Source organism: Paenibacillus sp. J31TS4 (genome assembly GCF_018403265.1).
Lineage (GTDB): Bacteria > Bacillota > Bacilli > Paenibacillales > NBRC-103111 > J31TS4.
The window spans coordinates 2,105,542-2,117,261 of record NZ_BOSI01000001.1 but is presented as its reverse complement, the minus strand read 5'-3'; the positions used below and the strand labels follow the sequence as shown (position 1 = coordinate 2,117,261).

10 protein-coding genes are annotated in these 11,720 nt (G+C 61.6%); 9 read left to right on the top strand and 1 reads right to left on the bottom strand.

Features of this window, described 5'->3' with window-relative positions:
- Positions 1-141: 141 nt before the first annotated feature.
- The gene (locus tag KJS47_RS09950; protein ID WP_213524728.1) at positions 142-1,077 is read right to left on the bottom strand and encodes a BadF/BadG/BcrA/BcrD ATPase family protein; all 936 of its coding nucleotides are present in this window, start codon (positions 1,075-1,077) and stop codon (positions 142-144) included.
- A 264-nt stretch (positions 1,078-1,341) separates the two neighbouring features.
- On the opposite strand from KJS47_RS09950, the gene KJS47_RS09945 reads away from it, so the two are divergent.
- The 9 genes from KJS47_RS09945 (at position 1,342) to KJS47_RS09905 (ending at position 11,514) form a co-directional block, all read left to right on the top strand.
- The gene (locus KJS47_RS09945) at positions 1,342-2,202 is read left to right on the top strand and encodes a MurR/RpiR family transcriptional regulator (RefSeq protein ID WP_213524727.1); all 861 of its coding nucleotides are present in this window, start codon (positions 1,342-1,344) and stop codon (positions 2,200-2,202) included.
- A 49-nt stretch (positions 2,203-2,251) separates the two neighbouring features.
- Entirely contained in the window at positions 2,252-3,634 is a 1,383-nt protein-coding gene (locus KJS47_RS09940) for an ABC transporter substrate-binding protein (RefSeq protein WP_249716220.1), read from the top strand.
- 172 nt (positions 3,635-3,806) lie between these two features.
- Positions 3,807-4,724: a carbohydrate ABC transporter permease gene (locus KJS47_RS09935; protein WP_213524726.1), complete on the top strand. Its 918-nt coding sequence runs from the start codon at positions 3,807-3,809 to the stop codon at positions 4,722-4,724.
- A 15-nt stretch (positions 4,725-4,739) separates the two neighbouring features.
- Positions 4,740-5,573 carry a carbohydrate ABC transporter permease gene (locus tag KJS47_RS09930; protein ID WP_213524725.1) on the top strand — a complete coding sequence of 278 codons (834 nt, stop codon included), beginning with the start codon at positions 4,740-4,742 and terminating at the stop codon, positions 5,571-5,573.
- 15 nt (positions 5,574-5,588) lie between these two features.
- Positions 5,589-6,698 carry an ABC transporter ATP-binding protein gene (locus KJS47_RS09925; protein ID WP_213524724.1) on the top strand — a complete coding sequence of 370 codons (1,110 nt, stop codon included), beginning with the start codon at positions 5,589-5,591 and terminating at the stop codon, positions 6,696-6,698.
- Between the two features lie 20 nt (positions 6,699-6,718).
- Positions 6,719-7,435, top strand: a complete 717-nt coding sequence (locus KJS47_RS09920; protein ID WP_213524723.1) for a DUF2189 domain-containing protein — start codon at positions 6,719-6,721, stop codon at positions 7,433-7,435.
- Positions 7,436-7,440: 5 nt separating this feature from the next.
- Positions 7,441-8,625, top strand: a complete 1,185-nt coding sequence (locus KJS47_RS09915) for an exo-beta-N-acetylmuramidase NamZ family protein (RefSeq protein ID WP_306433021.1) — start codon at positions 7,441-7,443, stop codon at positions 8,623-8,625.
- Between the two features lie 4 nt (positions 8,626-8,629).
- A complete protein-coding gene (gene nagZ, locus KJS47_RS09910) occupies positions 8,630-10,330 on the top strand; it encodes a beta-N-acetylhexosaminidase (RefSeq protein WP_213524722.1) in 1,701 nt (566 codons plus the stop codon).
- A complete protein-coding gene (locus tag KJS47_RS09905) occupies positions 10,327-11,514 on the top strand; it encodes an anhydro-N-acetylmuramic acid kinase (protein WP_213524721.1) in 1,188 nt (395 codons plus the stop codon). The genes nagZ and KJS47_RS09905 overlap by 4 nt, the downstream gene beginning before the upstream one ends.
- Positions 11,515-11,720: the final 206 nt, after the last annotated feature.

Below are 11,720 nucleotides of genomic sequence, written 5' to 3'. Positions count from 1 at the left end.
CTGCCGCCCGTTTCCCCGTAACGACAAAAAAGCCCAGCTTGCCGAACGCGGCAGGCTGGGCTTTTTGTCGGGAAGGGGCGGCCGAGGGAGGGGAGGGCGGGGCGTGCGGCAAGCGAAACGCAGCCCGCCCGCCTCTCCCGCTCAGCTGCGTGCCGCGCGCCGGCTGGCGAGCAGAGCGGCGCCATAGGCGGGCGACTGCTGCGACAGATGCAGCTGCAGATGGGGGAACGCTCCGCCCACGATCCGCATGAAGGTCTCGCGGAACGGCACGGCGTGCCCGAAAATCGATCCGGTCATCACCAGGTCGGCCGTCACGAACCAGAGATTCTTGTTGACGAGCGTGATGGCCTGATCGGCCAGCTCGAGCGCCGCCGTCTCAAGAATCTGGCTGGCGGTCTCGTCGCCGGCCTCCGCCGCTTCGATGCACAGGCGGGCGAACGCCGCGATGTCCTTCTTCTTGATGTCTTCCTTATAGATGTAGTCCTTCAGTCCGGTGATGTCTTCGAAGCCGTACGCCTCACAGATGAGCCCCGTCAAGCGGGTGGGCGGCAGCACGCCGTCGTAGCTGCGCATCACGGCCTTGATCGAGGCGAGGCCGATCGCGTATCCGCTGCCTTCGTCCCCGAGTAGATGGCCCCAGCCTCCGACGCGGCAGCTCTGTCCCTCCGGGGTCAGCCCGTACAGGATCGAGCCGGTCCCCGAGACGGCGATCATCCCGGCCTCCTTGCCGAGCGCGCCCATGAGGCCGATCTCGGCGTCGTTCGTAATCCAGACGGGGAAGGAGAGACCGCGCTCCTGCTGGAATTGCTCCAGCATCGTTAGCACCTGCTGCCGCTCCTCCGGCAGCCCGACCCCGGCCAGTCCGAGACAGAGGCCTCCGCACGGAGCGCCTCCGAGCTCGGGACGGGCGAGCGTATCGTCGAGCAGCTCCGCCAGCTGACGAAGCGCGACCGGAAACCCGAGCGCACGCGGGTTGGTCGACGGCCCCGTCAACGAGCAGAGACGCTCCTCCCGATCCCCGAGTGCAACCGCTTCCGTTTTTGTTCCGCCGCCGTCTATTCCAATATATACCGGCATGCCGCACCTCTTTTCGTCGTGATAGAATACAGGAATCCAGCATCGCGTAAGGCCTCGCGGGAGCAGTGCCCGCAAGGGATTGATTACCACAAAGTATAAGGGAAGGGTCTATCCTTGTAAAACAAAATTTTACGGAGAAAAATATTTATTGAAACTTTATTTCACACGAGATATAATAAGGGCGGATGGAAGCGATTGCATGGCTTTCATGCAACAAACATCCGCTGAAGCATAGTCCAGCGTAAAAGTTGGGGGTAGAAAGGTGTGAACGGGGGACTCGTCAGATTAAGGGAAGTACTGGATCAGTTAAATCCCTCGGAAAGGAAGGTGGCGGACTATATCCTCGTCTATCCCGAGAGGATGATCCAGCTGTCCGGCGCCCAGCTGGCGGAGGAATGCAGCAGCAGCCAGGCTGCCATCGTCCGGCTGTGTAAGTCGATGGGCGTCAAGGGCTTTCAGGATTTGAAGCTTAGAGTAGCGGGGGATGTCCAGGAGCAGCGCAAAGACAAGGTTAGCTCCGGATACCAGGAAATCCGTCCTCACGATTCGATCGGAACCATTATTGAACACGTATCCAACAACAACATCCAGTCCATCCGGGATACGGTCAAGATTCTGGACCCCGACGCGGTCGTCCGGGCGGTGGACGCCATCTACGGCGCCAAGCGAATCTTTTTTTACGGTTTGGGTGCATCCAACCTGATCGCCCAGGATGCCCAGCAGAAGTTTCTGCGCATCAACAAGCCGAGCTTCACCTTCGCCGATCCTCACGTGCAGCTCACGTCCGCCGTGACGCTCACTCCGGACGATCTGGCGATCGGCATCTCCTACTCGGGAGAGACGAGACAAGTCATCGCTTCGCTCAAGGCGGCGAAGGAGAACGGAGCCGTCACGATGAGCATCACCAAGTACGGAGCGAGCAAGCTGGCACAGTATTCGGACATTCCGCTGGCGATCTCGTCGACGGAGAACGAAATCCGCAGCGGCGCGATGTCGTCCCGGATTACTCAGCTCAACGTGATCGATATTCTGTACTTGGCGGTCGCGAGCCGGAATTACGAATCCTCGGTGCAATACCTGGATAAGAGCCGGCAGGCGATTCATCAGCTTGAAACCAACATGTAGTCGCTTCCCAATTAAGACTCGGAAGAATAGTTTAGGGGGTTAATGTGGTATGAAAATGGCTAAAAAATCGATGTTAGTGCTTGCTTCCAGCATGCTTCTTGTAACCGCTGCCTGCGGCGGCAAAACCGACAATTCGTCTGGTTCTTCCGCTTCGCCGGCATCCTCTGCGGACGCCGCGAAGCCGGATACGGTCAAGCTGTGGACCTATCCCGTGCACGGCAAGTATGAGGAAGAGCTGAAGCCTCTCCTCGAGGAATTCAACAAGCTCCACCCGAATATCAAGGTCGACTACGAGATGCTCTCCTGGGCGGAAGGCCCCAAGAAGTTCGACGTCGCGCTGAACGCGGGAGACCCGCCGGATCTGTACTTCGGCGGCGCGAGCGGCAACTACGTCAACACCGGTCTCGCCGTAGCGCTCGATCCGTACATGACGCAGGAAATCAAGGACGACTATGTAGCCGGTGCGCTTGACGGCGGCAAGATCGGCGGCAAGCAGTACAGCCTGCCTCTCTATCAGTTCCAATGGGCTTGGGGCGGCAACAAGCGGATTCTCGAGGAAGCGGGCATCGACTGGAAGAAGATCCAGGCGAACGGCTGGACCTGGACTGAGTTCAACGAAGCGGCTAAGAAGCTGACCAAGAAGCTTCCGGACGGCTCCCAGCAGTACGGCCTCGTGACCGACGGACAGAGCCTCGACTTCATGGATCTGGTTACCCGCAACAACAACCTGCCGGAAGTCGTTGATAAGGACGGCAAGTTTATCTGGAACGACGCCCGCATCCTGGATTCCCTCAAGTTCATCGAGAACCTGGTAAAAACCGGCGTTATGCCGAAGGAATCCGCCGCTCTGACCGCTCAGAAGCGGACGGACATGTTCTATGACGGCAAAGCCGCCATCATCTCCAAAGCGATTCCTTACTACGACGTTATGTTCCAGAACCGCGCGAAGGACATCGACGCCGGCAAGATCAAGGGCGAGAAGATCGACTTCGTTCTGCTGCCGGTACCGCACAAGGACGACGCCAAGCCGGTCACTTACATGGGCGCGCAGGGCTACGTCATGTTCAACCAGAAGAACGACAAGGGCGAGCAGCACCGCAAAAATGCGTTCCTGCTGATGGAATTCCTGAGCGGTGCGAAAGCCGGCAACTCCTCCAACGAGCTGTGCCTGCCGTTCGTCCGCAAGTCGCAGGCCAAAGCGTTTGAAGGCAAAGGCCTCGCGAATCCGATCAACAAGACCGCTTCCGAAACGATGGCCAAATATGCTTCCCAGCCGATCGACCTGATGATCAGCACCGACAAAGCGGCTCAGCTGAAGCAGTTCAAGGACCAAGTCGAGAAGCCGAACTTCCAGGCGCTCCTCGCCGGCGAGAAAACAGCCGAGCAGGTTGCCGAGGAGTTCAAGACGAAAGGCGCTCAAATCTTAAGGTAATCCAAGCGCAGAACCGCAGGAGGAGAGCCGGAGGCGGACCGCCTTCGGTTCCACCCCGCGGATCCGTCAGGGCACGAAAGAAAAAATGGGAGCAGCACCCGCTTCCCATTTTTCTTTTTTCCTCTGACCCGCACCCGCATAAGCAAGCAATGCACCTGAAAGGAGGATCGTCATGCAGCTGGCGACCGCTAAACCGAAACCGACTCCACCGGCTTACCGCCGCTTCTTGCGAGACTACGGATGGGCCTACCTGTTCATACTCGCCCCGGTTCTGCTGTTCTTGGTCTTCACGCTCTATCCTGTCATCTCGGCCTTCATCATGAGCTTCCAGAAGTACAACATCATGAAGTCCAAGTGGATCGGCTTCGACAACTACACCTATATGTTCCAGGACGACATCTTCTGGAAATCGATCAAGAACACGGTGATCTTCACCCTAGCGACCGTGCCGATCAACATTATCATTACGTTTATTCTGGCCTTCTTCATCTTCCAGATGAAATCGCGGTGGCAGACGTTCTTCAAGGCGACGCTGTATCTGCCAAGCGTCGCGTCCGGCGTCACAATCTCGCTCGTCTGGCTGGCCATGTTCGACCCGACGTCGTCGGGCCTCTTGAACACCTTCCTCGGCTGGTTCGGCATCGATCCGGTCATCTGGCTCGGCCAGTCCAAGACCGCGCTCTTCTCGCTCATCCTGATGAGCTACTTGGGCTCTCACGGCAGCGGGATCATTCTCTACCTGGCCGCGATGGGCGGCATTCCGAAGTCTCTCTACGAAGCGGCGGATATTGACCACGCGAGCGGCTGGACGCAGTTCACCAAGATTACATGGCCGCTGCTCAAGCCGACGACGCTCTACCTTCTCGTTACCGGCGTCATCACCTCGTTCCAGGTGTTCATCAGCGTCTATATGATGACCCAGGGCGGTCCCAACTTTGCTACGACTACAATCGCCTATCTCATTTACGAGTCGGCGTTCGTTTTCTACGACTTCGGTCTGGCCTCCGCGCAATCATTCGTCCTGGCGGCCTTCATCATTATCGTATCGGTAGTTCAATTCAAATTCTTCTCGTCGGATGTCGAGTACTAGGGAGGGACAGACACCATGCAGCAAAAATCCAAAGTGGTCTTGGTCGGCGTCGCGACGTTTGTCCTGCTGATCTGGGCACTCATTACCATCATCCCGCTCTACTGGATGATCATCGGATCGTTCCAGGATTCGGCCGCATCGGCCTCGTTCAATCCCAGATTCATTCCGGATTCGTGGTCCATCGCGCCGTATGAGCGGTTCTTCAACAAAACCAACGCATTCCGCTGGCTGTTCAACTCCCTGTTCGTCTCCGGGGTGCTGACGGTGACGAACGTGTTCCTGGCCTCTCTAGCCGGCTATGCGTTCGCCAAGCTGAAGTTTCCGGGGAACAAATCGGTCTTCTGGATTCTGCTCAGCACGATGATGATTCCGTCCCAGGTAACGCTTATTCCGCTGTATGTCCTCATCATCAACATCTTCAGCTTGGGAGACACGTATACGGCGATCATCCTGCCGTCCCTCGTCACGGTCGGCAACATCTTCCTGATGAAGCAGTACATGTCCTCGCTTCCGACCTCGCTCATTCACGCGGCGCGGATCGACGCATGCAGCGAGTTCGGCATTTTCTACAAGATCATTCTGCCGATCGCCAAGCCCGGGCTGGCGGTGCTTGCCATCTTCACGTTCGTCGCCCAGTGGAATGAATTCTTCTGGCCTCTCCTCGTCACGAGAAGCAGCAGCATGAGAACGATCCAGGTCGGTCTGGCCAGCTTCAAGTTCGCCGAGTCGACGGATTATGGCGCCATTATGGCGGGTGCGACCGTCGGAGCTTTGCCAATGATCATCCTATTTTTCGCATTACAGAAGTACTTCCTGCAGGGCATTACCGTCGGGGCAGTGAAAGGCTAGAAGGGGGAAGACGAGATGGCACGCGTAGTATTCAACAATGTACGCAAGGAATTTGTAGACGAGAAAAAAGGAACCTTCACCGCCGTGGAGAACTCCGAATTCGTCATTGAAGATAAAGAATTCGTCGTATTCGTCGGTCCGTCCGGCTGCGGCAAAACCACCTCCCTGCGTATGATCGCGGGACTGGAGAGACAAACGAGCGGGGACATCATCATCGGCGACCGGATCGTGAACGACCTTCATCCGAAGGATCGCGACATCGCGATGGTGTTCCAGGATTACGCGCTCTATCCGCACATGACCATTCGGGAGAACCTCTCCTTCGGACTGAAGAACCTGAAGAAGAGCAAGGCCGAGATCGAGCAGCAGGTGAAGCAGGCTTCGTCCATTCTCGGTCTCGACGAGCTGCTCGAGCGCAAGCCGCGCGAACTGAGCGGCGGACAGCGGCAGCGCGTCGCGGTCGGCCGGGCGATCGTCCGGAACCCGCAAGTCTTCCTGTTCGACGAGCCGCTCTCTAACTTGGACGCCAAGCTGCGGATCCAGATGCGTGTCGAGCTCGCCGAGCTGCACAAACGGCTGGGAGCGACGATCGTCTACGTCACCCACGACCAAGTCGAGGCGATGACGCTCGGCGAACGGATCGTCGTCATGAGCAACGGCATCATCCAGCAGATCGCGCCGCCGACCGAGCTGTACAACAAGCCGAACAACATGTTCGTCGCCGGCTTCATCGGCTCGCCCGCCATGAATTTCATGGATGCGACGATCGAGAACGGCAAGGCGTTCGTGGAGGGCGCCCAGATCGCACTGCCGCAGGCGGTTGCAGACGGGCTGAAGAGCTACGAAGGCAAGAAGATCATTGTCGGCATCCGTCCGGAGCATCTGTACGGCGAAGAATTCGCCCACACAGTCTCCAAGGAGCATACAATGGATGTAACGGTTCAGGTAATTGAGAACCTCGGAGCGGACAATCTGCTGTACTTCAAGGTCGGCTCGCGGATGGTTACCGCCCGCGTGCATCCGGAAACAATCGCCCGTCTCGGCGAACGCAAGAGACTGGTCATCGACATCAGCAAGCTGCACTTCTTCGATCCAGAGACCACCCAGCGGATCGCATTGTCATAACAGAAAGGTGTGAAGGTCCCATGCGCAAATTGCACGAAATCGTGGCGAACACAGCGAAGGCGGTCTACCGGGAGATTATCCCGGTTGCCCTGTTCAGCATCGTCAGCTCGCTCATCCTGGTGCCGGTCGTCTTCTTCCTGCCGTTAGGGCTGGCGCTCGCGCTTCTGCCGCTCGTTTACATGCCGCTTCTGCTCGGCGTATTCGATGCGAGCCACCGGATGCTGGAAGGAGAGAAGGGACGGGTGAAGCACGTCCTGAAGGGAGCAGCGAAGCATTTCGGTGCGGGCCTCGTCTTCGGCCTCGGCATCGCACTGTTCGCCCTCATCCTCTACTCGTCGTGGTGGTATTACGGCTCCGGCAAAGGCATGATCGCTTTCGGAGTCGCCATCTTCCAGACGTATTTCGTCGCCATGGTGATCGTCTCTCAGGTTTATGCGCTGCCGCTGGTCGTGCAGCAGAAGGTCGGCATCTTCCGCGCGATGGGACAGAGCGTGAAGCTGTTCGTATCCAAGCCGGGCTATACGTTCGGCGTGTTCTTTCAGCTGGTCAGCCTGACGGTGATTCTGGCGGTAACGGTGGTCGGCTTCGCCTTCCAGTACGCTGGCATCGCAGGCATTTATCTCAATATGGCAACCCGCAACCTGTTCCCCGAGGATGAGAAGGAAGAGGAAGGCGTACGGGAGCCAGAATGGACGCTGACGGACCGCAGCTTCGGGTTCGCCGGCAAGGAGGCGTGAGAGAAATGACGATGGCAGCAAGCAAGGTATGGACAGGGGCCGACCGGCTCCGGCAGCAGGAGCCGGCTGAGCTTGCCGGCAAGCGGATCGGGCTTCTCACCAACCCGACCGGGAGAACGGCCGATCTTCTATCGGTCGTCGATGTATGTGCGAGCCTGCCTACGGCTCGCCTGACGGCGTTATACGCCTGCGAGCACGGTATTAACGGAGAACGGCAGGCCGGCGTCACGTTCGAGGACGAGACCGACGAGCGGCTGGGCATTCCGGTGTACAGCCTGTACGGCAAGACCAGGAAGCCGACCGGCGACATGCTGGAGGGGATTGACGCCCTTATCTTCGATATCCAGGACCTGGGCGTCCGGTTCTATACGTACCTGTCCACCCTCGTCTATGCGATGGAAGCGTGCGCCGAGCACGGCAAGGAGCTGATCGTACTCGACCGCCCCAATCCGCTCGGGGGCGTCGTTTGCGAAGGGGGCTTTCTGCAGGACGGGTACCAGTCGATGGTCGGCGCCTGGCCGATTCCGTTCCGCACGGGACTGACCATCGGGGAATTCGCCCGTTACCTGAATGACCAGCTGACCAAACCGGTACAGCTGACTGTGCTTGCCATGGAGGGCTGGACGCGCGGAATGGAGTACACGGACACAGGCTTGCCGTGGATCTTTCCGTCCCCCAATATGCCGACCATGGATACGGTGCGCGTCTATTCAGGCAACTGCCTGTTCGAGGGCACGAATCTGTCCGAGGGTCGCGGCACGACCAAGCCGTTCGAGCTCATCGGCGCTCCCTGGCTGGACGGCCAGGCGCTCAGCGACCGGCTGAACGCGCTCGGGCTTCCGGGCGTCGGGTTCTGCCCGATGTATTTCACGCCCACCTTCTCGAAGCACCAGGGAGCGATCTGCGGCGGGGTTCATCTGTTCGTGACCGACCGGCAGACGTACCGTCCCGCCGAGACGGCGCTTCATATGCTGAAGGCGATTCAGCAGCTCCATCCGGACGACTTCGCCTGGCTGCCGCCGTTTAAGGAAGGCCGTCCCTGCTTCATCGATCTGCTGACCGGCAGCGACCTCGTGCGGACGCAGCTGCACACCGAGGGAGGCCTCGAGCGGATCATCGAGCTGTGGAGGCGCGACGCCGAGGAGTGGAGCCGCACCAGACAGCCGTATTTGCTCTATGGAGAGGAGTAACCCGATGGACATCCGGTCAATGTCGCTGGAGGAGAAGGTCGGCCAGCTCGTGCTGTGCGGCTTCTCCGGCACCGAGGTCTCCGCCGAGATCCGCGCGCTCATCGCCGAGCGCCGGATCGGCGGCGTTATTTATTTTGCGCGCAACGTGGCGTCGCCCGGGCAGGTCGCCGCCCTGAGCGAAGAACTGCAGGGCGAGGCGGCTGCCTCGGGCACGCTGCCGCTGCTCGTGACGATCGACCAGGAGGGCGGGATGGTCGCCCGGCTAACGGAGGGCGTGGCGCTATTCCCGGGCCAGATGGCGATAGCCGCCGCGGGCCGCCCGGAGCATGCTTATACGGCGGGCTTCCTCACCGGGCGGGAGCTGCGGGCGCTCGGCATCAACCTGAACTTTGCGCCGGTGCTCGACGTGAACAACAACCCGGCGAACCCGGTCATCGGCGTCCGCTCGTACGGCGAATCGCCCGAGCTCGTGGCAGCCTACGGTGCGAATGCGATCCGCGGCCTGCAGGATGCGAATGTGGCGGCGACGGCGAAGCATTTTCCGGGACACGGCGACACCAACGTGGACTCTCACCTCGATTTGCCGGTCATTCCGCACGACCGCGAGCGGATCGAACGGGTGGAGCTGCCGCCGTTCATCCGGGCCATCGCGGAAGGCGTGGACGCGATCATGTCGACGCATATCCACTTTCCGGCCTACGAGTCGGGCGGCCTGCCGGTCACGCTGAGCCGCGCCGTCCTGACAGGGCTGCTGCGCGAGCGGCTAGGCTACGAGGGCGTCATCATGACCGACTGCATGGAGATGCACGCCATCTCCAAGCGGTACGGCACGGTAGAGGCTGCCGTCATGGCCGTCGAGGCCGGAGCCGACGCGGTGCTCGTCAGCCATACGCATGAGCTGCAGACCGGCGCGATCGACGCGCTGCTCGCGGCGGTGCGGTCCGGCCGCATCTCCGAGGCGAGCATCGACCGCTCGGTCGAGCGGCTGCTTGCGCTCAAGGAGCGGCGTGGCATTCTGAGAGCCGAAGAGGCGGGCGCGGAAGCCGAAGCCGGGCAAGCGGACGATTGCGGCCCGGCGGAGCGTGAAACGGCCGCAGGCGCGGAGGCGCCCGCTGCGGAAGCTCCGCTGCCGCTGGGCGAGGTCGGCTGCGCCGAGCATCTGGCGGCGGCCCGCGCGATCAGCGAGGCGAGCGTGACGCTCGTCAAGGATGCCGGCGGCCTGGTGCCGCTGCCCGCGGGCGCCGGGACGCTCGTCATCGGCGTCTCGCCGGAGGCGGTCACCGTCGCCGACGACGAGCTGGCGGCGCCGCTGTCGCTCGGCCGGGCGCTGCGGGAAGCCGGCGTCCCGGCGGAGGAGCTCGCCGTCGCGATGGCGGATATCGCTGCCCGCCGTGAGGAGCTGCTGGAGCGCGCGGCGCAGGCGGAGCGGCTCGTCGTCGCGACGTACAACGCGTACTTCCAGCCGGAGCAGGCTGAGCTGGTCCGCGCGCTGCAAGCGCTCGGCAAGCCGCTCGCCGTCGTCGCGCTGCGCTGCCCTTACGACCTCCTGACATTCCCGGAGGTCGGCACCTACCTGCTCGCCTACGAGAGCCGGCCGCTCGCTCTGGCAAGCGCCGCACGGGTGCTGGCGGGCGGGATTCCGCCGCGGGGCACGCTGCCGGTGACGATCGGCGAGTACGCCGCAGGGGGAGGGATCCGGAGATGATCGGTTCCCTCTCCTCCAAGCCGAGCAAGCTCGTAGTGGGCCTCATGTCGGGCACCTCGCTCGACGGCATCGACGCGGCGGTCGTCCGGATCGACGGCGCAGGAGACGCATCGCGTATCGAGCTCGTCCAGTTCGCTACGGAGCCGTACGACGACGCTCTCCGCGAGAAGCTGAAGGAGCTGTGCACGCCCGACCGCTCCGGCACCGACCGCGTCTGCGCGATGAACTTCCTGCTTGGTGCCCGGTTCGCGGACGCGGTGCGCAAAGTCGTGGCCGAAGCGGGACTGGCGCTTGCGGACATCGACCTCGTCGCGAGCCACGGCCAGACAATCTGGCACATCCCCGAGGACGATGCGAACGATCCGTACCTCGTTCGCTCGACGCTTCAGATCGGCGACCTGTCGGTCATCGCCAAGGAGACCGGCCTGCCGGTCGTCGGCGATTTCCGTACCGCCGATATGGCGGTTGGCGGACAGGGGGCGCCGCTCGTGCCGTACGCGGACTTCATCCTGTTCCGGGATCCGGTCCGCGGGCGTATCGCGCAAAACATCGGCGGCATCGGCAACTGCACCGCAATTCCCGCCGCCGGCCGCCCGGAGGAGGTCATCGCTTTCGATACCGGCCCCGGCAACATGCTGATCGACCAGGCGGTTTACCAACTGTCCGGCGGCCGCAAGACGTACGACGACGGCGGGGCCTGGGCGGCGGAGGGCAAGGCGGATGCGGCGCTCCTCGAAGAGATGCTGCGCCATCCGTACTTCCGCCGGCCGCCCGCCAAGACGACGGGCCGCGAGGCGTTCGGCAAGGCGTACGCCGCCGAATGGCTCGGCCGTGCCGCGGCCGTCGGCTTGTCGGCGGCGGATACGGTCGCCACGTTCACAGCGTTCACCGCTCGCTCGATCGCAGACGGCTACCGGGACTTCGTCTTCCCCGCGATGGCCGTCCAGGACGTCATCGTAAGCGGCGGAGGCATGCATAACGCGACGCTGCTGCGCATGCTCGCGGAGCTGCTGCCCGATCAGACGATCGGCCGCTCGGATGCGATGGGAATCTCGGGGGACGCCAAGGAAGCGATGATCTTCGCTCTCTTCGCGAACAACTTGATCCACGGCATTCCGAACAACCTGCCGGCGGCGACCGGGGCGTCGCGGGAAACCGTGATGGGCAAGCTGGCACTGCCTTAAGCTGCAGGCAGGCGCATGCGAGGCCGATGCCCGGTCAAGCGACTCGGACCGCCGAACGCCGACGCTGCAGGTCGAGCGCTGATCGGACCATCGAACGCCGCCGCTTCGAGCGGCGATGCGGCTCCTCGGCCGAGCGGTGCTCACCCTCGTTACTACCTGTTCAAAGCCCGCCGTCCCAGGACGGCGGGCTTTTTGTTTGCTAACGG